The organism is Rhizobium sp. BK650 (assembly GCF_014195325.1).
In the GTDB taxonomy this organism is placed as follows: domain Bacteria; phylum Pseudomonadota; class Alphaproteobacteria; order Rhizobiales; family Rhizobiaceae; genus Rhizobium.
Genome location: NZ_JACIBK010000004.1, coordinates 77140 through 102187, shown reverse-complemented (window position 1 = coordinate 102187; position 25048 = coordinate 77140). Strand labels below are relative to the sequence as shown.

The 25048-nt window shown below is 61.3% G+C and carries 16 protein-coding genes; 9 read left to right on the top strand and 7 right to left on the bottom strand.

Annotated features, from left to right (window positions below; all coding sequences use genetic code 11):
* The first annotated feature begins 27 nt into the window (after positions 1 to 27).
* The 6 genes from FHX15_RS12300 (at position 28) to FHX15_RS12275 (ending at position 8440) form a co-directional block, all read left to right on the top strand.
* Positions 28 to 1338, top strand: a complete 1311-nt coding sequence (locus FHX15_RS12300) for an efflux RND transporter periplasmic adaptor subunit (protein ID WP_184397382.1) — start codon at positions 28 to 30, stop codon at positions 1336 to 1338.
* The gene (locus FHX15_RS12295) at positions 1335 to 4451 is read left to right on the top strand and encodes an efflux RND transporter permease subunit (RefSeq protein ID WP_184397380.1); all 3117 of its coding nucleotides are present in this window, start codon (positions 1335 to 1337) and stop codon (positions 4449 to 4451) included. The genes FHX15_RS12300 and FHX15_RS12295 overlap by 4 nt, the downstream gene beginning before the upstream one ends.
* A 366-nt stretch (positions 4452 to 4817) precedes the next feature.
* Entirely contained in the window at positions 4818 to 5708 is an 891-nt protein-coding gene (locus tag FHX15_RS12290; protein ID WP_184397378.1) for a LysR family transcriptional regulator, read from the top strand.
* Positions 5709 to 5853: 145 nt separating this feature from the next.
* Positions 5854 to 7149: an Hsp70 family protein gene (locus FHX15_RS12285; RefSeq protein WP_184397376.1), complete on the top strand. Its 1296-nt coding sequence runs from the start codon at positions 5854 to 5856 to the stop codon at positions 7147 to 7149.
* Positions 7150 to 7217: 68 nt separating this feature from the next.
* Positions 7218 to 8114: a uracil-DNA glycosylase family protein gene (locus FHX15_RS12280; protein WP_184397374.1), complete on the top strand. Its 897-nt coding sequence runs from the start codon at positions 7218 to 7220 to the stop codon at positions 8112 to 8114.
* Positions 8115 to 8248: 134 nt separating this feature from the next.
* Positions 8249 to 8440 carry a hypothetical protein gene (locus tag FHX15_RS12275; protein WP_184397373.1) on the top strand — a complete coding sequence of 64 codons (192 nt, stop codon included), beginning with the start codon at positions 8249 to 8251 and terminating at the stop codon, positions 8438 to 8440.
* A gap of 264 nt (positions 8441 to 8704) precedes the next feature.
* Here the strand turns inward: FHX15_RS12275 and FHX15_RS12270 are convergent, their stop codons facing one another.
* Both FHX15_RS12270 and FHX15_RS12265 read right to left on the bottom strand, forming a co-directional pair.
* Positions 8705 to 9577: a hypothetical protein gene (locus tag FHX15_RS12270; protein WP_184397371.1), complete on the bottom strand. Its 873-nt coding sequence runs from the start codon at positions 9575 to 9577 to the stop codon at positions 8705 to 8707.
* Positions 9578 to 9855: 278 nt separating this feature from the next.
* Positions 9856 to 10794: a DMT family transporter gene (locus tag FHX15_RS12265; RefSeq protein WP_184397369.1), complete on the bottom strand. Its 939-nt coding sequence runs from the start codon at positions 10792 to 10794 to the stop codon at positions 9856 to 9858.
* Between the two features lie 343 nt (positions 10795 to 11137).
* On the opposite strand from FHX15_RS12265, the gene FHX15_RS31455 reads away from it, so the two are divergent.
* From FHX15_RS31455 to FHX15_RS12250, 3 genes are all read left to right on the top strand, one after another.
* Complete coding sequence (locus FHX15_RS31455) at positions 11138 to 12244, top strand: methyl-accepting chemotaxis protein (protein WP_184397367.1); 1107 nt, start codon at positions 11138 to 11140, stop codon at positions 12242 to 12244.
* Positions 12245 to 12428: 184 nt separating this feature from the next.
* Entirely contained in the window at positions 12429 to 15077 is a 2649-nt protein-coding gene (pepN, locus tag FHX15_RS12255; protein WP_184397366.1) for an aminopeptidase N, read from the top strand.
* Between the two features lie 203 nt (positions 15078 to 15280).
* Positions 15281 to 17596 (top strand): PAS domain-containing sensor histidine kinase, encoded by a 2316-nt coding sequence (locus FHX15_RS12250; RefSeq protein WP_184397364.1) that lies wholly within the window; start codon positions 15281 to 15283, stop codon positions 17594 to 17596.
* A gap of 36 nt (positions 17597 to 17632) precedes the next feature.
* Here FHX15_RS12250 and FHX15_RS12245 read toward each other — a convergent pair whose 3' ends face one another.
* The 5 genes from FHX15_RS12245 to FHX15_RS12225 all read right to left on the bottom strand — a co-directional run bounded on the left by FHX15_RS12245 (position 17633) and on the right by FHX15_RS12225 (position 24963).
* Positions 17633 to 18013, bottom strand: coding sequence for a hypothetical protein (locus FHX15_RS12245; RefSeq protein ID WP_184397362.1), 381 nt, complete (start codon positions 18011 to 18013; stop codon positions 17633 to 17635).
* Between the two features lie 80 nt (positions 18014 to 18093).
* Positions 18094 to 21051, bottom strand: a complete 2958-nt coding sequence (locus tag FHX15_RS12240) for a bifunctional [glutamine synthetase] adenylyltransferase/[glutamine synthetase]-adenylyl-L-tyrosine phosphorylase (RefSeq protein ID WP_184397360.1) — start codon at positions 21049 to 21051, stop codon at positions 18094 to 18096.
* Positions 21052 to 21132: 81 nt separating this feature from the next.
* Positions 21133 to 22539, bottom strand: coding sequence for a HAMP domain-containing sensor histidine kinase (locus tag FHX15_RS12235; RefSeq protein ID WP_184397358.1), 1407 nt, complete (start codon positions 22537 to 22539; stop codon positions 21133 to 21135).
* Positions 22536 to 23282, bottom strand: coding sequence for a response regulator transcription factor (locus FHX15_RS12230; RefSeq protein ID WP_184397356.1), 747 nt, complete (start codon positions 23280 to 23282; stop codon positions 22536 to 22538). Before FHX15_RS12230 ends, FHX15_RS12235 begins: the two co-directional genes overlap by 4 nt.
* Positions 23283 to 23409: 127 nt before the next feature.
* Positions 23410 to 24963, bottom strand: coding sequence for a Do family serine endopeptidase (locus FHX15_RS12225; RefSeq protein WP_184397354.1), 1554 nt, complete (start codon positions 24961 to 24963; stop codon positions 23410 to 23412).
* Positions 24964 to 25048: the final 85 nt, after the last annotated feature.

The window sequence follows — 25048 nt, the reverse complement described above, 5'->3', positions numbered from 1 at the left end:
TCTGCTCAAGACAAGACCGGCTCGCCCATGAAGAAATTTTGGATCACCGTCAGCATTGTGGCCGTCGCCGCCGTCGGCTTCTGGCAGTTCGGGGACAAGGTTCCCTATGCCTCCGATATCCCTTACCTGTCGCAGTTCATCAAGAAGCCAGACACCGCCCGCAGCGGCGGTCATCAACAGGCGCAGGGCGATCAAGCTCAAGGCAGCGGGCAACAAGGTGGCGGGCAGCAGGGCGGCGGACGCCGGCGCGGCGCAAACGGTCCCACAATGGTCAAGACCGTGGCCGCCGTAAAAGCGACGCTGCCGATGGATGTGACGGCCACCGGCTGGGCAGATGCCGACGACAATACGACGATTGCCGCCCAGGAACAGGGCCTTATCGTCAGCATCGAGGCCAAAGATGGTGCCACGGTCAAGGAGGGCGACCTGATCGCCAAACTAGATGACCGGACGGCCAAGGCTGCCGTCGACAAGGACAATGCGATGATCGTGCGTGACGCGGCAACGCTCGCGGAATCCGAGACGGCGCTGACAAGGGCGCAGGATCTCTTCAATCAGAAGGCAGGCACGCAACAGAGCCTCGATCAGGCGCGAGCCGCCCGCGATACCGCCGCCGCAACCGTCGAAGCCGACAAGGCCATGCTCGCTTCGGATCAGGTTATCCTCGAACATACCGATATTCGTGCGCCTTTCGACGGCAGGCTCGGCGATATCGCCCTTAGCAAGGGTGCCTTCGTCAATGCGGGTACGGCCATCGTCACCATCGCCAAATACGATCCGATCTATGTAAAGTTCCACCTGCAGGAACGTTACCTGCGTGACCTGAAAAAAGCGCTGGCTGTCGGTCCGGTCGAAGTCAGCACGGCGCCCAATTCCACCAAGGGAAGGGTGCGCAAAGGCGAGGTCAGCTTCTACGACAACACGGTGGACACGGCGTCGGGGACGATCCTTGCCAAGGCGAAATTCGAAAACGCCTCGGGTGCGCTGTGGCCAGGCCAGTCGATCAATATCGTCGTGCATTTCGACAACGACGAGCAGCAGGTGGTCGTGCCGACGGTTGCCGTCAGCCCCGGCCCCGACGGCTTCTTCACCTTCGTTGCCAAGGATGGCAAATCGCATCTGACGCCGGTTACCGTCGCCCGCGCCAATGGCGGCTTCACGGCCATCGCATCAGGCCTTTCGGAAGGCGATCATGTGGTCGTCGAAGGCCAGGGCCAGCTCAGCGACCAGCAGGCTATCAGCGAGCAGTTCGATGAGACGGCGCTGAATGTCGCCTCCGCCGATACGCCACACCAACAGCAGCAGGCCGAAACCATCGCTGTGGGGGCCAAGCAATGATCGCGAATTTCTGCATTCAGCGCCCGGTGGCAACGACGCTGCTTGCGATCGGCGTGATCCTGGCCGGCCTTGCAGGCTACAGGCTGGTGCCGGTCGCGGCCCTTCCGCAGGTCGACTTCCCGACCATCAACGTTTCGGCGCAGTTGAGCGGCGCTTCGCCGCAGACGATGGCAACCTCGGTCGCCACCCCGCTGATCAAGCAATTCGAGACGATCCCCGGCATCAGCGAGATCAGCGCGTCGAGTTCGCTCGGAAGCACCAGCATCGTGCTGCAGTTCGACCTGAACCGCGATATCGATGCGGCCGCCGCAGACGTACAGGCGGCCATTTCGCATGCGACGCGCCAGCTGCCCGACAACATGACGACGCCGCCGAGCTACCGCAAGACGAACCCGGCCGATGCGCCGGTCATGCTGCTTTCGGTGCAAAGCAACACCATGCCGCGCAGCAAGCTCGACGAGATCGCCGAAGACATCATCTCGCCGTCGCTGTCGACGCTTCCGGGAGTCGCACAGGTCAGCGTCTTCGGCGCGCAGACTTATGCGGTGCGCGTCGAGGTCGATCCCAACAAGCTTTTGACCCGCGGCATCGGCATCGATACCGTCAACAAGGCGCTGGCGGCTGCCAACAGCCAGCAGCCGGTCGGTACGCTGCAGAACAATTCGCAGGCCATGACCATTACCGCGAACACGCAGCGCACCAACGCCGAGCAGTTCCGGTCGCTCGTCATCGCCAACCCCAATGGTGCGCCGATCCATCTCGGCGACATTGCCGATGTGCAGGACAGCGTCCAGAACCAGTATACGGGCAGCTGGTATGACGGTCAGCGTGGCATCATCCTTGCCATCCAGCGCCAGCCGAATGCCAATACGGTCGACGTCGTCGACGCAATCAACGCCAAGCTGCCGCAGCTTCACGCCGAAATACCGCCCTCGGTCAACACGGTGGTCATGAACGATGCTGCAAAGCCGATCCGCGACGCCATCGCCGACGTGAAATTCACGCTGTTCCTGACGATCGGCCTCGTCGTTCTCGTCATCTATCTCTTCACCGGCCACGCCACGGCGACAATTATTCCCGGTCTTGCCGTGCCGCTGTCGCTGATTTCGACCTTCGGCATGATGTATGTGCTGGGCTACAGTATCGACAACATCTCGCTGCTGGGCCTGACGCTCGCGGTCGGCCTTGTGGTGGACGACGCGATCGTCATGCTGGAAAATATCCTGCGCCATGTCGAGGAAGGCATGCCGGTGCGGGAAGCAGCGATCAAGGGTGCCGGCGAAGTCAGCTACACCATCATCTCCATGTCGGTGTCGCTGATTGCGGTCTTCATCCCGATCCTTTTGATGGGCGGCGTCGTAGGCCGCGTGTTCAACGAATTCGGCATGGTGGTGGCGATCGCGATCATCTCTTCGGCGGTCGTCTCGCTGACGGTGACGCCGATGCTGGGCTCGCGCCTTTCCAACAACCACAGCCGTCCGCCACTTCTCATCCGTATGTTCGATGCGGGCTTCGAGCGGACGCTGCGCGGCTATGACAACGCGGTCGGCTGGTGCCTTCGCCATCGCCCAACAATCCTGGGGGTCTTCCTCGCTTCCGTCGCGCTGACCGTCTATTTCTTCATGACGCTGCCGACGAGCTTTTTCCCGCAAGAAGATATCGGCCGCCTGACGATCAGCACGCAGGCGCGGCAGGATATTTCCTATGCGGCGATGGAGGCCTTGCAGCAGCAGGCAGCAGCCGTCGTTAAGGCGAATCCGGCCGTCAACCACGTCATGTCGACGATCGGCGGCAACCCCAACAAGCCGCAGAACAACGGCTCGATGTTCGTCGAGCTGAAGGACAAGGATCAGCGTCCGCCGCTTGACCAGACGCTGCGCGAGCTGCGCGCGGCGATCAACAAGATCCCCGGCCTGCAGGCCTTCGTGACGCCGAACCAGAGCCTGCGCTTCGGGGGCCGCCAGACCGCCAGCCAGTATCAGCTGGTCATACAGGCGCTGAATGCCGACCAGACCAATCTGTGGGCCGGCAAGATGCAGCAGGCGATGCGTGCCGACCGGCTGTTTACCGACGTGACCTCGGACGCGCAGAACAATGCGCTACAGGCCAATATCGTCATCGACACCGAGCGGGCAGCCGCCTACGGAATCAACAACGACACGCTGCGCACGACACTGCAGGAATCCTTCAGCGGCTATACGGCGGCTGAAATCCAGTCGACCGGCGACAGCTACGACGTCATCGTCGAATACGACACGAGCAAGCCCTGGGACGACCAGAAGCTGTCGGAGATCCGCGTCGCCTCCTCCAACGGCAGCCTCGTGCCGCTGTCGAACTTTGCACATGTCGAGCGCACGGTCGGCCCCGTCACCATCAACCAGACGGGCCAGCTCGTCTCGACCACCGTTTCCTTCAACCTGCCGGAAGGCGTGTCGCTCAGCGACGCGACGGCCAGGATCGATCAGATCAAGACGGATATCGGCATGCCGGCGGATGTCTTCACCTCCTATGGCGGTACGGCGCAGATCTTCCAGCAGTCGCAGGGCAACACGCCTTATCTGATTCTGGCGGCGGTGCTGACCATCTATGTCGTGCTCGGCGTGCTCTACGAAAGCTTCATCCACCCGCTGACCATTCTCTCCGGTCTGCCGGCTGCGGCCTTCGGTGCGCTGGTGGCGCTGAAGATTATGGGCTTCGATCTCTCGATCATCGCCCTCATCGGCCTCTTGATGCTGATCGGCATCGTCAAGAAGAACGCGATCATGATGATCGACGTGGCTGTCGAAACCATGCGCACGACCGGCGAAAAGGCGCCGGCGGCGATCCACGAAGCCTGTGTGAGGCGCTTCCGCCCGATCATGATGACGACCTTCTGCGCCCTGCTCGGCGCGCTGCCGATCGCACTCGGCACGGGTGCCAGCTCCGAACTGCGCCAGCCGCTCGGCATCGCCGTCGTCGGCGGCCTCATCGTGTCGCAGCTTCTGACGCTGTTCATCACGCCCGTCATCTTCGTCGAGATGGACCGCTTCGGGAATTTCCTCCACCGAGTGCTCAGCCGCAAGAAGACGGAAGCACACGTGGCAGAGGAACCGCAGGCGATCGCCGCAGAGTGAAAAGACAGGAGAATGTCGCGGGTGGAGAGAATGATCGGCGTGTTTTGCGCAACGGTGCTTAGTCTCGCCTGCGCTACGCTAGCCTGCTTCGCTGCGTTCTCAGTCCTTGTCCGGCTGCCCGTTTCTAATTCGTTCGTGTGGTGGAGTCTCGACAGCTACACGGGACTTGCTACGGTCTTTGGCTCTCTCTTCCTGTTCACATTTTGCGCCTTGATGAGCTTACATCGACGTGCTTTGCGACGTGTAAGGTAGCCTTACCTGGACCAAAAACGGCTTTTCGCCTTCAGTTACAAGCTGCCCGCCAGCACCATTAATGGTATGCACCTGCGCGAACGGGATAAGCCATAGATCAGATCAGGCCATTGCATGGTTCGACCATATTTGCCGCTGAATTCGCTGCGCGCTTTTGAAGCCGCGGCGCGCCATCTTTCCTTCACGAGGGCGGCGATCGAGCTTTGCGTGACGCAGGCTGCCGTCAGCCATCAGGTCAAGCTCCTGGAGCAGCGGCTTGGGGTCAGCCTGTTCCGCCGCCTGCCGCGCGGGCTGATGATTACGGAGGAAGGGCTGGCGCTCTTGCCGGCGCTGCAGGATTCCTTCGACCGCATGGCTAACATGCTGGAGCGCTTCGAAGGCGGCCATGTGCGCGAAGTGCTGAAACTCGGCGCCGTCGGCACGCTTGCCGTCGGCTGGCTCCTGCCGCGGCTTGCCGATTTTCGCGAGCAGCATCCCTTCATCGATCTCAGGCTTTCGACCAATAACAACCGCGTCGATATCGCCGCCGAAGGGCTCGACTATACGATCAAATTCGGCAATGGCGCCTGGCACGACATCGAGGCCGAGGCCCTGTTCGAAGCGCCGCTTTCGGTGCTTGCTGTCCCCGCAATCGCCCGTCAGCTCTCCTCTCCAGAGGATGTCGCCCATCAGACGCTGCTTCGCTCCTATCGCGCCGACGAATGGCCCGGCTGGTTCGAAAAGGCCGGCGTCACTTCGCCGCCGATCCGCGGAATAGTGTTCGATTCCTCGGTGCTGATGATCGAGGCAGCGCTGCAGGGGGCCGGCGTGGCGCTGGCGCCGCCCCTGATGTTTTCTCGCCAGCTTGCGGCGGGTGAACTGGAACAGCCTTTCCCGATCTGGATTTCCAAGGGCAGCTACTGGCTCACACGCCTCAAATCCCGCTCGGTTACACCTGCCATGGAGATGTTCCGCAGGTGGATCGGCAGGATGGCCGAAGAGACGCGCGTGCAACTCGGAAACTGACTGGCATGGGTTGCTTTCCGCCTGCTCCTATGCGATCACCCGCCTCTCACACGATATCAGGGGCGCACACCAAGGCGCCCTTTCGCATTTCGGGGCATCCGCCCCGGCTCAGAGATTTTCGACATATTTGACAGGGAGCACGGCCATGGCACGGGCGCTCGGGCTTGACTTCGGCACGACCAATACTGTTCTGGCGCTGGCAGATGGCGGCGCCGATACTCATTCCATATCGCTGACCAGCAGCGCCGGCACGGCCGACAGCATGCGCACCGCGCTCTCCTTCATGAAGGACGCGCAGCTCGGCGCTTCGGCGCTGAAGGTGGAGGCGGGACACGCGGCGATCCGGCAGTTCATCGACAATCCCGGCGATTGCCGCTTCCTGCAGTCGATCAAGACCTTTGCGGCAAGCGCGGTCTTCCAGGGCACGATCATCTTCGGCAAGCGGCAGAGCTTCGAAGATCTGATGGAAATCTTCATCCGGCGCCTGCGCCACTATGCGGGCGGGAACTGGCCCGCGGATATCACCCGCATCATTGCCGGCCGCCCGGTGCATTTTGCCGGCGCCAATCCGGACCCGGTGCTGGCCGTGCAGCGCTACAACGAAGCGCTGGCGCGCTTCGGCTTTCCGGAAATTCACTATGTCTATGAGCCGGTTGCCGCCGCCTTCTACTTCGCGCAGAACCTGAAGGCCGATGCGACCGTGCTCGTCGCCGACTTCGGCGGCGGGACGACCGACTATTCGCTGATCCGCTTCGAGACCAAAGCCGGCAAGCTGACGGCAACGCCAATCGGCCATTCGGGTGTCGGTGTCGCCGGCGACCATTTCGACGCGCGCATGATCGACAACATCGTCGCGCCGCAGATCGGCAAAGGGAGTCATTTCAAGAGCTTCGACAAGATCCTTGAGGTTCCCTCGAATTATTATGGGAGCTTCAGCCGCTGGAACCAGCTGTCTATTTTCAAGACATCGAGGGAATTCGAGGATCTGAAGAAGCTGGTACGCACGGCGCTCGAGCCGGAGAAGCTGGAAATCTTCGTCGATCTCATCGACCATGACGAGGGCTACCCGCTTTATCAGGCGGTGTCGGCAACGAAGATGGCGCTCTCTTCGGCAGAAGAAGCGCCCTTCGATTTCGCCCCGCTCGGGCGCGGCGGCCACCGCACGATCAAACGCAGCGATTTCGAAAGCTGGATCGTCGACGACCTCGCCCGCATCGAAGGCGCCCTCGACGAGGTGCTGGAAAAGACCAATACGGATGCATCCGGCATCGACAAGGTGTTCCTGACCGGCGGCACGTCCTTCGTGCCGGCCGTGCGGCGCATCTTCACCGAGCGCTTCGACAGGGGCAAGATCGAGACCGGCGGCGAATTGCTGTCGATCGCCCACGGTCTGGCGCTGATCGGCGAACGCGATGATATCGACCAATGGACTGTGCAATAAGGGCCGAAAGGGCGCTGGCGCCTCTGCGCGCCCTTTCATTGCCGTTTTCGCTCCGCTAAAGTCTGCCCATGATCTCCGCCAGCGACCTGACACCGGCCGAACTTGCCGCACTTCTGCATTTCCATGCGGAAGCGGGCGTGGACTGGCTGCTGGAAGACGAGCCGGTCGATCGTTTCGCCGAGTTCGAGGCGATGAAGTCGGCGCGCCGTTCCGCGGCACCGGCCGCACAGCCGCAGCAGGAGAGGCAAGAGCCCTCCCGCCCTGCCCGGGCCGCGCCGGAGCAACGCGCTGCCCCCCCGGCGCCGATCGAGCGAAGCCCATCCCGCCCGCAGCCGGCAATCCCGGATGGCGAGGCAGTGCAGCAGGCGCGGTTTGCAGCCGAAAGCGCCGGTTCGCTTGCAGAACTCAAGACGGCGCTCGAAGCCTTCAACGGCTGCAATCTGAAACACAGCGTCCGCTCGACCATTTTCGCAAGCGGCGATCCGGCCAGCGGCATCATGGTGATAGGCCCGGCGCCGGGTGCCGATGACGAGCGCGAGGGTATAGCGTTCGCCGGCCGGCAAGGCCAGTTGCTGGACCGGATGCTGGCCTCGATCGGGCTCGAGCGGTCAGCCATTCTCCTGACGCAGATCATTCCCTGGCGTCCGCCCGGCAACCGCATGCCTTCGGCGGCCGAAACGGAAATCTGCCGTCCCTTCATCGAGCGCCAGATCGCGCTCGCCGAACCGCGGGCCATTCTTCTGCTCGGCAATTATACGGCGCGATTCTTCTTCGGTGAAAATGACACGATCCATGGGCTTCGCGGCCGATGGAAGGAGATCGCTGTTGCAGAACGGGTCATTCCGGCCATTGCCAGCCTGCATCCGCAAGACCTGTTAACTGCGCCCATCAACAAGCGGCTGGCATGGAGCGATCTTCTGGCCTTCCAGGCTAGACTTAGGTCGCTTTCCCTGCTTACAAATTAGCCAAGTTTAAAAATATTATGAAAATGTCCATGCGTTAAACGCATAGCTGCATCCTGCTAGGGTGCATTGAAGAATCAATGCTGCACTGCAATATAGAAGGCGTGTCTTGGGAGGAATGAACAGGAACCAAGGCCATGAGCAAGCGTTTTCGTCCTATACATTGCGGGTTTGAAACCCTGCGCAAAGCAAGCGATCAGGTTCGCAGCACCCAGGGCTACAGCCGTTTCGGCTTTGCCACGAACGAACAGATGATCGCCCGCGGTACTGGCATCAGCAACCGCACCTCGCGTCCGGCGATGATTTTCGCGGATTTCCAGGACTATTGAAGATTCCCGAATGATGATCCGGCAGGCGGTTCGCCTGCCTTTTCGCATTTCAAAAAGTAACGACCGATGTCAACAATTCTGATTTCGCTGCTGCGTCACCTCGAGTCTTTCGAGCACATCCGTGCTGCCGTCTGCGCCGCGCACGAATATCGCCGCGAGCTTTGCGACGCCTCGACCGAGTCTCCGGCTTCCGCCATCGCACTCTGAGGGCATTTCGCGCAATTCCGGACGCAAGAACCGCTGCACACTTTTGCTGGAATTGCGTTAGCCGCCTGCGCTTTCGAGCCTCGCCTTTGCCCATTCGAAGGCTTCGTCTACATAGGCGAACTTAACCGCCTGCCAGCCGACATATTGCTTCAGGAAATCCCGCGACAGCCACAGCTGCGACTTCTTAGGCTCGTCGTACCAGCCGAGACAGCCGCGCTGCGCGCCCTTGGCAAGCAGCCGCTGGAGATGGGTGCGCGACATCATGAAATCGCCGGCAAGAGTGCGGGTTTCCACTTTGCCGATCATCAGCCGCAGCGGATCGGCTCCTTCAAGATCAAGCCGGGACATGAAATGATCGACAACCATGCCGCCCGCTTCCGTCCAGAGGAACAGCGCCACCTGCTCAGGGGGTTCGCGCCAGTTGCCATCCTCGAGGCAATTATAGGCGACACGCGGCTGGATCTGGCGAAAGAGCAGTGGATTTTGCTGCAGGAACGTCGCCCGGTTTCCGCCGTCGATCAGATCAAGCGCGCCGAGGTTGGCGTGCAGCCACCCGAACATTGCCTGATGGCTGACCTCGGCCGGCTCGAAATGGCGGGGGCGACGGCGTTCGTCGCCGGGCGTGTGGGTGATGAAGCGGTAGGTGAAGAGCTCTTCTATGAAGGCGAGCACGGTGTTGCGGCTGGCGACCTTATGCGCCGTGATCTTGCCGGTCAGCCGGACGGCGGTGAAACCCGAGGTCGCGTCCTGCGGATCATATTCCAGGTGCAGTGCATAGGCCGTCTGCGTCAGCAGCCAGCGTTGATGCGAGGCCAGCAGGCGCGCCAGCCGCGGCCCCGCATCAAATAAGCCGCGCATCTGCCCGGCCAAAAAACGAATGCTCACTACAAAGGAGGGGTTCTGCGCCAGTTGCTCGGCCGTGAACGCCATAATCGCTTTTCCTCAACCCTTGCTCGCAAGCCAACGGTCGGAGCAGCGATACCGAACTCCCCGGCATCTATGGCCATCGATTATGCACAGCTTTGAATAAATGAAACTAATTCACTTTTATAACCATATTTTTGCGAAAAGCGATATCCCAAAATTTCACCACCCCGCCCCCTCTGAGGGGCTAGGAATGATTTTCAATTTCTGCGCTAGTAAAACCCGCCTGCAACGCGATATGACGGCTTGTTGGCGGATTGAACGCTTGAATCCGCCAGAAAATTTCAGGCCTGCGGCGCGCCGGCTTTTCGCGCTTCGCGGCGCTCGAGGCCAAGCTGATGCTCGCGGTAGATGATGAAGATGCCGGCGGCGATGACGATGACAGTGCCGAGCAACATGGTGCTGCTCGGAACGTCATCGAAGACATAATAGGCAACGATGCCGCCAAGCAGGATCGAGCTATATTCGAAGGGTGCGATGGTGGAAACGTCTGCGTGCCGGTAGCTTTCGGTCAGGAGGATCTGCGCGACACCGCCGCAGAAACCCGCGGCGATCAGGAAGAGAGCTGAGGACCAATCGAGCAGCAGCCAACCGAACGGCACCGTCAGCAAAGAGAAGACCGAAGCCGTGATCGAGAAATAGAGCACGATCGTCGCCGTCTTTTCTCCCTCGACGAGCCGGCGCACCTGGATCATCGCCATGCCGCCGAGCACTGCCGAGAGCAGCACGCAAAACGCGCCGACCGCCTGCTCGGCCGCCATGCCGCCTTCCCGGAACAGCGTGAGCTTCGGCCATGAGATGATGGCGACACCGATGATGCCGAAGCAGACGGCAGTCCAGCGGTAGATGCGTACCGTCTCGCCTAAGAAAACCGCTGCAAAAATAACGGCGACGAGCGGTGTGGCGTAACCGAGCGCGATCGCCTCCGGCAGCGGCAGATGCAGAAGCCCGTAAAAGCCGAGGCCCATCGAAATGATGCCGAGCGTGCCCCGTTTCAGATGGCCGATCGGATTGGCGGTGTAAAAGGCGGACTGCAACTGATGCCGGTAGCCCAGATAGGCCATGATCGGAAAGAGCGCGAAGAAGGAGCGGCAGAAGGTTACCTGCCCCGGCGGGATATTCGACCCTGCCAGCTTGATGAATGTCTGCATGGCCAGGAAGACCACGACCGACGAGACTTTCAGCGCAATGCCTCTCATCGGGTTTCTGAGAACCGATTCCATGATCCAGGCTCTTATGCGGGCATGCCGAGCGGGGAGACGCGTTCGACTCGGAACGCAAGGTGATTTTTTAATCGTAACTGAAGAAATGCGCCCGTGGGGAAAAATCTGCGCCCAGCAAGCGGCAAGTATTTACCCCGCATTTTATCTGCCGCTTTTCTGTGCAGTTCCATTTTCTGATGAAAAAACTTCGCTTTCTACGCTGACTCCCCCGAAAATGTTCACATCTGGCCTTATTGCGTTAACCGATTGCAAACCATGCAACCGCATCGTTCCCGTTAATTATCATAGAAAGACTCGCATTCGCTCCGTAGCCAGTCGCGTCAGATTTTTTCAGGATCTTCTTATGAAGCCGCTCAGCGCAGAGATCATATCCCAGTCGCAGAACGCAACGCCGCGCTCGATGCGAGTCGTGACCGACGGCATCAGCACGGATCTCGAGCGTTTCAGTACGGACAACACCAGCATCGTCAAGCAGATCAAGCTGCTTGCCATCAATGCGCTCATCGAGGCGGCGCGTGCCGGCGAAACCGGCAAGGGCTTTGCCGTCGTCGCCAACGAAGTGCAGCGTCTGGCGCAGATTGCTACGGAGATCACCGGCAAATTCGAAAGCAACGTGCTCGGGCGCATCGGCCTCAGCCGCGCCATGGCGGACTCGCTCGTCACCGAGATGGAGGGCGTGCGGCTGACCGATCTCGCGCAGACGCTGGTTCAACTCATCGTGCGCAATCTCTTTGAACGCACCGCCGACGTGCGCTGGTGGGCGACGGATACGGCGCTGTGGCAGGCATTGCAGGAGCCGGACAAGGATCGCATCGCCTTCGCTGCCGAACGGCTCGGCACCATCAACCGATTCTATACAGTTTATCTCGACCTTGTCATGACCGATCTCTCCGGCCGGGTGATCGCCTCGGCCAACCCGACATTCCAACGCAAGATTGCAGGTTCATCGCTTGCCGGCGATCCCTGGTTCCGGGCTGCAGCAGGCTGCACGTCCGGCGACGACTATATCGTCGATGAGGTAAAACCGAGCCTTCTCCACGACCAGCGGCATGCGCTCGTTTACGCCACCGGCATCCGCGAAGGCGGCAAGGTCGACGGCAAGCTCTTGGGCACGCTCGGCGTCTATTTCGACTGGCAGAACCAGGGTCAGGCAATTGTCGAGAAGGAGGCGAACCTGCCGCCGCAGCTTGCGGAAAAGACCACCGTCATGCTGCTCGATGGCGCAAGCCGGGTGATCGCCAGCACCAACCCGGCCCTGCTCTTCACCCATTTCGCGCTCGCCAACCAGACCGGCCAGCCGAAGGGCAGCTATTATGACAATAGTGGCTCGATCGTCGCTTTTGCCCGCACACTCGGCTACGAGGATTATGACGGGCTCGGCTGGTACGGCGTTGTCATCCAGCGGACGGAAAGCGACGCCGAGATCAAAATTGCGCTCAATCTCAAATAGCAGGCCTTCGCGTTTCAGCTGCATACACAGCAAATTGAGTACAATAATTTGGCTGCGAACTTGGTGCTCACGGTCTATTTGCTTTAACTTTAGTTCAGACTTTAATGTAATCATGGCGGCCAATTTCAGCAGAGTGCGCCCGCCTCTACATTCGGCCATTGTCTCATAAAGGTCTTCAGGGAACATGCGAACAGATACCGGCCAGGTCATCAATCTGGCAGATTACCGCCCAACCGATTTCGTGCTGGAACGCGTCGACCTGACTTTCGAACTGGATCCGACAGAAACAAAGGTGGAAGCACGGCTGATCTTTCACCGCCGCGAAGGGGCTGACGCTTCCGCCCCTCTCGTCCTCGACGGCGACGACCTCACTCTTACCAGCCTGCTCTTCGACCAGAACGAACTGGCGCCGGAACGCTACACGGTCACGCCCGAAAGCCTTGTTATCCGCGACCTGCCGGAAACGGCGCCTTTCGAAGTGACCGTCACCACAATCATCAATCCGGAAGCCAATACGCAGCTGATGGGCCTTTACCGCACCAGCGGCATCTATTGCACGCAATGCGAGGCCGAGGGCTTCCGCCGCATTACCTATTTCCCCGACCGGCCGGATGTGCTGGCGCCCTATACGGTCAACATCATCGCCGACAAGGATGCCAATCCGCTGCTGCTCTCCAACGGCAATTTCCTTGGCGGCGCCGGCTACGGCCCGGGCAAGCATTTCGCCGCCTGGTTCGACCCGCATCCGAAGCCGAGCTATCTCTTCGCGCTGGTCGCGGGCGATCTTGGCGTCGTCGAAGACACGTTCACCACGATGTCCGGCCGCGAGGTCGTGCTGAAGATCTATGTCGAGCATGGCAAGGAGCCGCGTGCGGCCTATGCGATGGACGCGCTGAAGCGCTCGATGAAGTGGGACGAAGAGGTGTTCGGCCGCGAATACGATCTCGATATCTTCATGATCGTCGCCGTCTCCGACTTCAACATGGGGGCCATGGAGAACAAGGGCCTCAACGTCTTCAACGACAAATACGTGCTCGCCGATCCCGAGACGGCGACCGATGCCGATTACGCCAATATCGAGGCGATCATCGCGCATGAGTATTTCCACAACTGGACCGGCAACCGCATAACCTGCCGCGACTGGTTCCAGCTCTGCCTCAAGGAAGGCCTGACGGTTTACCGCGACCACGAATTCTCGTCGGACCAGCGCTCGCGCCCGGTCAAGCGCATCGCCGAAGTGCGTCATCTGAAATCCGAGCAGTTCCCGGAAGACGGCGGCCCCCTCGCCCATCCGGTGCGCCCGACCAAATATCGCGAGATCAACAACTTCTATACGACGACGGTCTATGAGAAGGGCAGCGAAGTCACGCGCATGATCGCGACCCTGCTCGGCCGCGAGACCTTCAAGAAGGGCATGGACCTCTATTTCGACCGCCATGACGGCCAGGCCGTCACGATCGAGGATTTCGTCAAATGCTTCGAGGATGCGAGCGGCCGCGACCTCGCGCAGTTCTCACTCTGGTACCATCAAGCCGGTACGCCGCTGGTGACCGCTTCCGGCGCCTATGACGCGGCTGCCAAGACGTTCAGCCTCGCGCTGGAACAGATGATCCCCGCCACCCCCGGCCAGCCGACCAAGGAGCCGATGCATATCCCGCTGAGCCTGGCACTCTTTGCCGAAGACGGTTCGAAGATCGAGCCCGCTACCGTCGATGGCGCCGAATATGCCGGCGAGGTGCTGCACCTGACCGCCCGCACGCAGACGGCCGTCTTCCACGGCATCGGCTCGCGTCCTGTCGTTTCGATCAACCGCAGCTTCTCCGCACCGATCAACCTGCATTTCGACCAGAGCCCGGCCGATCTCGCTCTGCTCGCCCGCTACGAGACGGATCATTTCGCCCGCTGGCAGGCGCTGACGGATCTGGCGCTACCTAACCTCTTGAAGGCTGCGCGCGATGCCCGCGAGGGCGCCGCAATCGTCTGCGAACAGACCTTCGTCGATACGCTGATTGCAGCGGCCGCGGATGAAAGCCTCGAACCCGCCTTCCGCGCCCAGGCGCTGGCCTTGCCGAGCGAATCCGACATTGCCCGCGAGCTCGGCAGCAACATCGATCCCGACGCCGTGCATGCGGGCCGTCAGGCGATCATGAAACAGATCGCCGAAGCCGGCAAAGCCACCTTCGCAGCCCTTTACGACGCAATGACCACGCCGGGCCAATTCAGCCCGGATGCCAAAAGCGCCGGCCGCCGCGCACTGCGCAACGCTGCGCTAACCTATCTCTCCTATGCCGAAGGCAGCGCCGATCGCGCCAAGGCTGCCTTCGACGGGGCCAACAACATGACGGATCTCAGCCATGCGCTGACCATCCTCGCTCATCGCTTCCCCGACAGCGCAGAGGCCAAGGCGGCGCTTGAAACCTTCCGCAGCCGTTTCCAGGAAAATGCGCTCGTCGTCGACAAGTGGTTCGCGATCCAGGCCGGCATTCCCGGCCAGGCCGCGCTCGATCGCGTCAAGGCACTGATGGAAAACCCGCTCTTCAAGCGCACCAACCCGAACCGCATGCGATCGCTGGTCGGCACTTTCGCCTTCGGTAATCCGACCGGCTTCGGCTGCGCCGACGGCGAAGGCTACCGGTTCCTGGCAGCCCAGATCCTCGATATCGACCAGCGCAACCCGCAGCTTGCCGCCCGCCTCCTGACCTCGATGCGTTCCTGGCGTTCTTTGGAACCAGTCCGCGCCGATCACGCGCGTTCGGCCCTTATCGAAATCGAAAACTCCGACAGCCTTTCGACCGATGTCCGCGATATCGTCGAGCGGACTCTTAAGGGATGATTTTCGCAAGTGATTTGCGGCCTGGCTGTCTCCATCTTGAAAACAGCCAGGCGCTCGATTTGCGAATCTTCCTGGAAATCCAGCAATCACAAATGGTTAACAAATTTTTACCACCGGCTCTGGACAAGGCGAATCACGCATGATTCCATACGTGTAGTTCGAGCGAGCGGCGCGCGAATCACACGAGGGGACAAGGTTCAGAGATGGTGGACGTGCGACGGGCAACCGTGGCCGAAGGACGGCTGCGTGTCGATTTTGCCGGGGTCAAGGCCTGGCGCGACAGCCTGTCCGGGCAGGCCGCAAGCGCTCCCGAACCTCTGCTGCGCCACCTGCCGAAGGCTGAGCTTCTACTGAAGCGCACGATCCCGGTTCTGATCGTCGCCTTCCTTGCGGTCGTGGCCGCCTCGCACTTCTTCGGCATGGTCAGCGAATACAGCCGCATGGAGGCTTCCGCGCGCCATGCGACGGCGCTTTCCGCCGTGACGGCGGCCGCCATCTTTGCCGATGCGGCCGATCTGTTCGACAGCGGCGATGCGGTGGAAGCGCAGACGCGGCTTGCGAAATTCCTGCCGCAGGACCGGCTGGAAAACGGCGGCTTCGTGCTTCTCGTGCAGGCTGGCGGGAAGGTCTTTGCAGCAACGGCGGCAGGGGCCGCCTATGTCGGTGCCGATGTCTCGACCCTCTTTCCGGAGATCTCTGCTATCCGCCGGTTCGGCGACCGCACCGATGTCATCGAGACGAGCATCGGCGGCGAGCTGCACTATGCCGAAATCGCCCTGGTGGGCACCGCCGGCGGCTATATCATTTCCGCCACGTCGCTCAACGAGATCAACCGACTCTGGCGCGAGGAGCTGACGCTCAACGTCACGCTGTTTGCCGGCATCTCCTCCATCCTGCTGGTCATCCTCTACGCCTACTATATGCAGGTGAAGCGGGCGCGCGATGCCGACAATATCTTCCTGGAATCGAATATCAGGGTCGAAACCGCGCTGTCGCGCGGCCGCTGCGGCCTCTGGGATTTCGATTTCCACAACCGCGAATTCTTCTGGTCGCGCTCGATGTACGACATGCTCGGGCTTGCCGGCTCGGATAAGACGATGGGCTTTGCCGATGCGGCCCGCCTGATGCATCCCGAAGATAACGGATTGCATGAGATCGCCCGGGCCATCGCCAAGGGCAGCTCCGGCCAGGTCGATCAGATCTTCCGCATGCGCCATGCGAGCGGCCATTACGTCTGGATGCGCGCCCGAGCCCAGGTCATCCGCAGCCATTCCGGCCGCATGCACATGATCGGCATCGCCATGGACGTGACCGAGCAGCATCGGCTGGCGCAACGTTATGCCGAGGCCGACCAACGCCTGGCCGATGCCATCGAGTGCACGTCGGAAGCCTTCGTGCTGTGGGACAAGAACGACCGGCTCGTCATGTGCAACACGCATTTCCAGCAGGCCTATGGCCTTCCCGACAGCGTGCTGGTGCCGGGCACCGAGCGCACTGTCGTCCATGCCGCCGCAGCCCGTCCCGTCATCGAGCGGCGTATCGCCGATGCCGACGGATCCGGCTATTCGCGCACGACGGAGGTGCAGCTTGCCGACGAGCGCTGGCTGCAGATCAACGAGCGGCGCACCCGCGACGGGGGCCGCGTTTCCGTCGGCACCGACATCACGCTCTTGAAGCGCCACCAGGAGCGCCTGCGCGAATCCGAGCGCCGGCTGATGGCGACGATCAACGATCTCTCCGCCTCCCGCCAGACGCTGGAAACGCAGAAGGCAGAGCTTTCGACCGCCAACTCCAACTATCTGGCGGAGAAGGAGCGCGCGGAAGCGGCCAACAAGGCGAAATCGGAATTCCTCGCCAACATGTCGCATGAGCTGCGCACACCGCTCAACGCCATCCTCGGCTTCTCCGAAATCCTGCAGAACCAGATGTTCGGGCCGCTCGGCTCAGCCAAGTACAATGAATATGCCCGCGATATCCATGACAGCGGCAAGCATCTGCTCAACGTCATCAACGACATTCTCGACATGTCGAAGATCGAGGCAGGCCACATGCTGCTGTCGCGCGAGCCCACCGACCTTGCGCCGCTGATCGAGGAAAGCCTGCGCTTCACCGCCATTCCGGCAGCAGAGAAGAACATCGTCATCGAGCAGCGCATATCCTCAGGCATGACGCTGATGGCCGATCGCCGGGCGATGAAGCAGGTGCTGCTGAACCTGCTCTCCAATGCCGTGAAGTTTACGAATGAAGGCGGACGCATTGCCGTTCGCACCCGGCGCGTCACCGATGGTGTCATGGTCACCATCGCCGATACCGGCATCGGCATTCCCCGGACAGCGCTGATCAAGATCGGCCAGCCCTTCGAGCAGGTGCAGAGCCAGTATGCCAAGAGCAAGGGCGGCTCCGGTCTCGGCCTCGCCATTTCCCGCTCGCTGACCCAGCTTCATGGCGGCAGCATGAAGATCCGCTCGCGCGAAGCGGTGGGCACGGTGATCTCGCTGCGCATTCCGGATGCGGTTTAGTAGTCAAACAGGACAAAGGCCCCAGCTGGGAGCTTTTCAGGCACCTTTTCCAATGACGGCCAAATCACTTGCGCGTCGAACTGAGTGATCGTGGGACTGTTTTCGACCCTGTCTTTCCTTTATCCGTCTGATTTCGGCAAGCTGACCTTTGAGAACGGACAGGGCGTCCTGTTCGTCTTGCGAAAGGTTGTCCAACGAAACATGTTTCAGCAGCACCTCCAGCGCATCGCCGATACGGCCGATCTGCCGACCATAGCTCCCGACCTCGTCCAGAATCGCCTGTTCCGTTTCGGGCGCCGGCGTCGAGCCAAGGTCGATGTTGACGAAACCGATCTGCGATCCCTGCTGGTAAAATTTCCATGGGTTGATCGCCTGCCAGAGTTGCTGTGGCGCCAGTGCCAAGTTGAAGCTCTTCATCTTCCGTCTCCCGATAGTTGAGGCGGCAGTCTGTCAGGCAATTGCCACATCGACAATCCCGCAGATTTCCCGCGACGCTATCAGGCCTTCACGACACCAAGGAATATCTTCCTGACCGCTTTCGAAAGGCGCTTCACCTCGCCTTCGAGCGACTTGATATCGGGGCAATCGCCGGCGCGGCAGACGAGCTCGATGAGGCCGGCGGGCGCCTCCTTCGGTTCGAAGTGCGCATCGATGCAGAGCCGGATGAGCTGCGAAAGCTCGGTATAGAGCGCGAAAGCCTCAAGGCAGGTGTCGAGGTCGGCTGAGGCAATCAGCTTGTCACCAAGTACTTTCAGGGCTGCCCCCGTGGTAAGGCCATTCACGCTGATACCGACGCCCTTTGCCGGGGCGATCAGCGCCAGATATTGAGCGATGAACTCGATATCGACGACGCCGCCTGGGATGAGCTTGAGGTCCCAGGCGTTATCAGGCGCCTTCTCTTTTTCGATCAGTTCGCGCATCTCGGCGACATCATGTGCGACCTTGGCGATGTCGCGCTTCTTCGACAGGACGTCTGCGATGATGCTTTCGGCCTCGCCGATCAGGCTTTGATCGCCGCAGATCAGCCGGGCGCGGGAGAGCGCCATGTGCTCCCAGGTCCAGGCCTCTTCGCGCTGGTACTTGCCGAAGGCATTGATGCGGGTGGCGACCGGCCCCTTGTTGCCGGAGGGGCGAAGACGCATGTCGACTTCATAGAGCACGCCTTCGGCCGTCGGGGCGGAGAAAGCGGCGATCAGGCGCTGGGTGATGCGGGTGAAGTAGCGCGTCGCATCGAGCGGCTTTGCGCCGTCGGACTCGGCTGACGCATCGTCGTAATCATAGAGCAGGATGAGGTCGATATCGGAGCCTGCCGTCAGCTCGAAACTGCCGAGCTTGCCCATGCCGGCAATGGCGATCCGCCCGCCCGGATAGTCGCCGTGGGCTGCGCGTATCTCGTTCATGACCGCACCCAGCGCGGCTTCGATGATAAGGTCGGCCAGATGGGTGAAGGCGCGCGCGGCCATGTCGCCATTGATTGCCCCGGTCAGCAGACGGATGCCGATCAGGAAGCGCTGTTCCGACGCGAAGATGCGCAGCCGGTCCAGCACTTCTTCGTAATGCCGGGCCTGCACCAGCGAAGCCTTCAGGCGCTCGCCGAGGTAGTCACGCGTCGGCAGCTCGGCCATCAGGCCGGGATCGAGCATGCCGTCGAAGACATGCGGGCGGGCGGCGATGACCTCCGCCAGCTTCGGTGCCGAGGACATGATGTTGACGATGAGGGAAAGCAGTGCCGGATTGCTGCCGAGCAGCGAGAAGAGCTGGATGCCTGACGGCAGGCCGGAAATGAAGCTGTCGAAGCGTAACAGCGCCTCGTCGGCCCGCTTGCTTTCGCCGAAGACGCGCAGGAGTTCGGGCGCCAGCTCCGTCAGACGTTCGCGCGCCTCGACCGATTGCGTGGCGCGATAGCGACCGTAATGCCAGGTGCGGATGATGCGCGAAATATCCGAGGGGCGTTCGAAGCCGAGTTTCTTCAACGTCTCCAGCGTATCGGGATCGTCCCCCTGGCCGGTGAAGACGAGATTGCCTGTTCCAACGGAGAGCTTTGTTTCCTGTTCGAAGAGGTCGGCATAACGCCGCTCGACCGTTTTCAAGACCTCGACCAGCCGCTCGGAAAAACTGGGCGTATCGGTAAAGCCCATCATGAAGGCGATGCGCTTCAGTTCGCTGTCGGTTTCCGGCAGAAGGTGGGTCTGCTCGTCGCGCACCATCTGGATGCGGTGCTCGACATCCCTCAGGAACCAATAGGCCTTGGTCAGCTCGTCGCGCGTCTCCGCGTCGATCCACTTTGCCCTTGTGAGTTCGGCGAGCGTCTCCTCGGTCACGCGGGAGCGCAGCGCAGGCATGCGCCCGCCGGCAATCAATTGCTGGGTCTGAACGAAGAATTCGATTTCGCGGATGCCGCCGCGACCGAGCTTGACGTTGTGACCCTTGACCGCGATCGCGCCATGGCCCTTGTGGGCATGGATCTGCCGCTTGATGGAGTGGATGTCTGATATCGCCGCATAATCGAGATATTTGCGGAAGACGAAGGGGATGAGGCCGCGCAGGAACTGCTCGCCGGCCGCAATATCGCCGGCGACCGGGCGGGCCTTGATGAAAGCCGCCCGCTCCCAGTTCTGCCCCCTGCCTTCGTAATAGATCATGGCAGCATCGACGGGGATGGCGAGCGGTGTCGAGCCGGGGTCCGGCCGCAGCCTCAAATCGGTGCGGAAGACATAACCATCCGCCGTGCGCTCCTGCAGGATACGCACCAGGCGCCGCATCATGCGTGGGAAAATCTCGATCGCATCGTCAGGATCCGGCACGATGCCGGCTTCTTCATCGAAGAACACGACAAGGTCGATATCGGAGGAATAGTTGAGCTCGCAGGCACCGAGTTTGCCCATGCCGAGAACGATCAGGCCAGAGCCTTCGCTGGGGGCTGCGACATTGTTCAGTATTAGCTTGCCGCTTTCATGCGTCGACAACAGCAAGTGATTGATGGCGGCCTCCACAGAGGCCTCGGCCAGTTCGCTGAGCCAGCCGGTCGTCGCCCGACCGTCGACGATGCGGGCGAGATCGGCAAGGGCCACGAGGAAGGCCACCCTGCGCTTGACGATTCGCAGCTTCGTCATCACCTGACTTTCACCGGGCGTAGTTCCCCCGCCATCCGGCTTCCAGCAATCGCGCGCCTCTGAAATCAGCACCTCGATCTGCGGTTCCAGCGGATCGGTAATGGCTGAGGCGAGAATGGACGGATCGAGGTTGGCGATCTCACGCAAGTAGGGAGAAAGCGTCATGGCGGCGGCGATGAAATCGCGCAGCGCCCCCCCGGCCTCCAGCATGTTGGCGACAACAGGCTCGCTCTTGCCGATATCCTGCAGGTCAACCAGCGCCGCTTTCAGTTCCGCCTGGCTTAGTGGCCGCAGAAGTCCTTCGGCCACATCCTTCAGCCCGTGCTTCGATTTCGTCAGCATTCGCTCTCCCTGCCATGCCGCAATGCGACATTAAACTAGGGCCTCGAGACGAAAGCGCCAATATGAAAATAACAAGGAAAATCAGGCAGCCTTAGCAGGGAAAAGCATGCTGACGGTGAGGCCCGGACGCTCCGCATGGCCGGGCTCGGTGTCGGATAGTTCCAGTGTGCCGCCATGCAGCTCCATGATCGCCTCCACCAGCGAAAGGCCGAGGCCGGTGCCGGGTTTCGAGCGGCTTTCATCCAGTCGCACGAAGCGCTTCAGCACATCCTCGCGGCGGTCGGCCGGGACGCCAGGGCCGTGATCGGCGACGGAAAGGCAGATACCGTCGGGGCGGCGGGCGAGCTTCACGGAGACGGAGCCTGCCCCTTCGGCATCGGCAGAATATTTGATCGCGTTGTCGAGCAGATTGAAGATCGCCTGTCCGATCAGTTCGCGGTTGCCCTGAATCTCGATATCAGGCTCGATCTCCGAGGTCAGCGCCATGCCGGCCTCGTCGGCGACGGGCTCATAAAGTTCGGCGCTATCGGCAACGATGGCAGACAACTCGATCGGCGACATCTCGGCGGCGACGGAACCTGCCTCGACGCGGGAGATCATCAGAAGAGCGTTGAAGGTGCGGATGAGCTGGTCGGATTCGGAGATGATGCCTTCCAGCGCGCCGCGGCGCACTTCGCCGTCCTCGATGTCAAGCGCATCGGCGGCCTTGTTGCGCAGTCGCGTCAGAGGCGTCTTCAAGTCGTGGGCGATATTATCGGAGACCTGCCGAAGCCCCTCGTTCAGCTTCTCGATGCGTTCCAGCATGGTATTGAGCGAGATGGAAAGGCGGTCGAATTCGTCGCCCGAGCCACCGACCGGCAGGCGCTGCGAGAGATCGCCGGCCATGATCTTCTTGCCGGCGTCGGACATGCGGTCGATACGCTTCAAGGCATTACGGCCAATGCCGAACCAGATGATGATGGCGCCGAGGCCCATGATCGCAAGCGCGATCATCAGCGCCTGGCGCACCAGGACGCGGAAGCGTTCGGGCTCGCCCAGGTCACGGCCGATCAGCACCCGCAAGCCGTTATCGAGAACGAAGATATTGGCGATCGCCGTATGCCGGACCAAACCGTTGTCGGTATAGCGCTGATACGTGAAGGGTATCGAGGTCCAGCCCTGTTCCTCGAAAACTCCCGGCTGCACGGAGGCGACGTTGCCGGCGAGGATATCGCCCGAGGGGCCGGCGATGAGATAGAGATTGGCGCCCGGCTGGCGGGCGCGGCGCTCCATCGTGCGCAGCAGCAGGTTCATGCCGCCGGCATCATAGGCACGCTGGACCTGCGTCACTTCCTGAGCGACCGCCTCGCGGATCTGGCCGGTCAACAGCCGCTGGGACATCGCCGTCACATAGAAGACGAGCGTTGCGGCGCAGATCGAAAAGAGCAGGATATAAAGAGCCGAAAGACGGACTGCTGTGGACTTGAAGAGAACCCAGAAACGGCTCATCCCTCGTCCTTGATCATGTAACCCGCGCCGCGGATCGTCTTCAGCAGGGGCTGGCTGAAGTCTTTCTCGATCTTGGAGCGCAGGCGCGAGACATGCACGTCAATGACATTGGTCTGCGGATCGAAATGGTAATCCCAGACATTTTCGAGCAGCATGGTGCGAGTCACCACCTGGCCGGCATTCTTCATGAGATATTCCAGCAGGCGGAATTCGCGCGGCTGCAGCGGGATTTCCTTGCCGCCGCGGCGGACCTCATGCGAGAGGCGGTCGAGCTCGAGATCGCCGACACGGTAGACGACCTCCTGATCCGGCGTGCCCTTGCGGCGGCCGAGCACTTCGACACGGGCGAGCAGCTCACTGAAAGCGTAAGGCTTCGGGAGGTAATCGTCGCCGCCGGCGCGCAAACCGGTCACGCGGTCGTCGACCTGGCCCAAGGCAGAAAGAATGAGAACGGGGGTGTGGATACCCTTGCGGCGCAGTTCGCTGATGACGGAGAGACCATCGCGGCGCGGCAGCATGCGATCGATGACGATGACGTCGTAGGTATTTTCCGACCCCATGAAGAGACCGCTTTCGCCGTCGCTCGCATGGTCGGCAACAATGCCCGCCTCACGAAAGGCTTTCGTGAGATAGACCGCCGCCTCCAGATCGTCTTCGATGATGAGAATCTTCATTCGGCCGACATTACCCTCCGGCTGCTTTTCGGCAAGGCTGAAAGCGTTTTCCTGTGGTGCAGAGGTCATTGCGGGCGTCCTTCATAATTGAAGAATTTGGCAGCTGTGAAGAATTCGGCAGACTTAAATAATTTGACAGAAGCGGAAATCCGGAGCCGCGCAGCATCTGCGCGGCTCCATCGTCTGGGGCAGAAGATCAGCCCTGGCCGTTGATCGGAAGAGCGACGAAGCGGCTGCCTTCCTTCGACTGGATCTGGAACAGCGCGCGGGTGCGGCCGTCCTTCTTGGCCTGGTTGATGACGCGGACGACATCGTCAGCGCTGGAGACCTGCTGGTTGTTGACCGAGGTGATGGTCTCGCCTTCCTTGATGCCCTTGTCGGCAGCATCCGAATTCGGATCGATGCCGGTGATGGCGAGGCCCTTGCCGTCATCCGACGGGCCGACCGTCAGGCCGAGATCGGCAAGCGCCTTCTCGGAAGCCGGCGGCTGGGCCGGCTGCTGCTGGTCGCTGTTATCGTCGGCGGAAGCCTGCTGGTCAGCCGGCAGCGTGCCGAGCTCGACGGTCACGGACTGGGCCTTGCCGGAACGCCATACCGAAAGCTCGACCTTGCTGCCCGGCGTCATCGCGCCGATGCGACGGCTGAGATCACGGGCATCCTTGACCGGTTCGCCGTTGACGGCGGTGACGACGTCACCGGTCTTCATGCCGGCCTTCTGGCCCGGCGTGCCATCCTGTGCGGAAACGACCAGAGCGCCGCTCGCTTCGGAGAGGCCGAGGGAGTCGGCGATATCCTTGGTGACCGGCTGGATCTGTACGCCGAGGTAACCGCGCGAAACCGTACCGTCCTTCATCAGGTCGGCGACGACATCCTTGGCGGTGGAGGCCGGGATTGCGAAGGCGATACCGACGCTGCCGCCCGACGGCGAAAAGATCGCGGTGTTGATGCCGACGACTTGACCGTTGAGGTTGAAGGTCGGGCCACCGGAGTTACCGCGATTCACGGCTGCGTCGACCTGCAGGTAATCGTCATAGGGACCGGAGCCGATATCGCGGCCGCGGGCCGAAATGATGCCGGCCGTCACCGTGCCGCCGAGGCCGAAGGGATTACCGACGGCGACGACCCAGTCACCGACGCGGACCTTGTTGTCATCGGCCCAATTGACATAGGTGAACTTGCGACCTTTGCCGTCGACCTTCAGCACTGCGAGGTCGGTGCGGGGGTCCTTGCCGATCAGCTTGGCGTCGAGCTCGGTACCGTCATTCATGACGGCGACGAATGCCGAGCCGTCGGACACGACGTGATTGTTGGTAACGATGTAGCCATCTTCGCTGATGAAGAAGCCCGAACCCTGAGCGACCGGGCGCAGACGGCCCTCACCCTGATGGCCGAAACGGCGCTGCTGGTTCTGGCCCTTCTGCTGCTCGCCGAACTGGCGGAAGAACGGCTTCAGCGCGTCCGGCAGATCATCAAAGCCACGGCCATTGAAATCGAAGGAAAAACCGTCGCCATCATCGGAAGCCGGCTTGACGCGGCTTTCGACGCGAACGGAAACGACGGCGGGGGAGACGGCGTCAACGACATTGGCGAAGCTTGGAACCGAGGGAGACTGGACATTGACAGCCTCTGCGTAGGAACGGGAAACCTCGACCGGGATACCGGTTGCAAGCACGGCGGCTGCCAGACCTGCAACGGTGGATGCCTGAAGCACCGTTTTGAGGGACGGACGTCCGCGGAAATTTTTGAGCATGAGAGCACCTTCTCTTCTTGTTCAGATCTCGTTCCGGGCGATGCCGGATCCGTGAATGATCGAGATATAGGACGCCAGACCTTAC

Bases quoted from the DNA above. Each gene is read 5' to 3' on its own strand.
- FHX15_RS12300 (WP_184397382.1), top strand. From the start codon at position 28: ATGAAGAAATTTTGGATCACCGTCAGCATTGTGGCCGTCGCCGCCGTC.
- FHX15_RS12295 (WP_184397380.1), top strand. From the start codon at position 1,335: ATGATCGCGAATTTCTGCATTCAGCGCCCGGTGGCAACGACGCTGCTT.
- FHX15_RS12290 (WP_184397378.1), top strand. From the start codon at position 4,818: ATGGTTCGACCATATTTGCCGCTGAATTCGCTGCGCGCTTTTGAAGCC.
- FHX15_RS12285 (WP_184397376.1), top strand. From the start codon at position 5,854: ATGGCACGGGCGCTCGGGCTTGACTTCGGCACGACCAATACTGTTCTG.
- FHX15_RS12280 (WP_184397374.1), top strand. From the start codon at position 7,218: ATGATCTCCGCCAGCGACCTGACACCGGCCGAACTTGCCGCACTTCTG.
- FHX15_RS12275 (WP_184397373.1), top strand. From the start codon at position 8,249: ATGAGCAAGCGTTTTCGTCCTATACATTGCGGGTTTGAAACCCTGCGC.
- FHX15_RS12270 (WP_184397371.1), bottom strand. From the start codon at position 9,577: ATGGCGTTCACGGCCGAGCAACTGGCGCAGAACCCCTCCTTTGTAGTG.
- FHX15_RS12265 (WP_184397369.1), bottom strand. From the start codon at position 10,794: ATGGAATCGGTTCTCAGAAACCCGATGAGAGGCATTGCGCTGAAAGTC.
- FHX15_RS31455 (WP_184397367.1), top strand. From the start codon at position 11,138: ATGAAGCCGCTCAGCGCAGAGATCATATCCCAGTCGCAGAACGCAACG.
- pepN (WP_184397366.1), top strand. From the start codon at position 12,429: ATGCGAACAGATACCGGCCAGGTCATCAATCTGGCAGATTACCGCCCA.
- FHX15_RS12250 (WP_184397364.1), top strand. From the start codon at position 15,281: ATGGTGGACGTGCGACGGGCAACCGTGGCCGAAGGACGGCTGCGTGTC.
- FHX15_RS12245 (WP_184397362.1), bottom strand. From the start codon at position 18,013: ATGAAGAGCTTCAACTTGGCACTGGCGCCACAGCAACTCTGGCAGGCG.
- FHX15_RS12240 (WP_184397360.1), bottom strand. From the start codon at position 21,051: ATGCTGACGAAATCGAAGCACGGGCTGAAGGATGTGGCCGAAGGACTT.
- FHX15_RS12235 (WP_184397358.1), bottom strand. From the start codon at position 22,539: ATGAGCCGTTTCTGGGTTCTCTTCAAGTCCACAGCAGTCCGTCTTTCG.
- FHX15_RS12230 (WP_184397356.1), bottom strand. From the start codon at position 23,282: ATGACCTCTGCACCACAGGAAAACGCTTTCAGCCTTGCCGAAAAGCAG.
- FHX15_RS12225 (WP_184397354.1), bottom strand. From the start codon at position 24,963: ATGCTCAAAAATTTCCGCGGACGTCCGTCCCTCAAAACGGTGCTTCAG.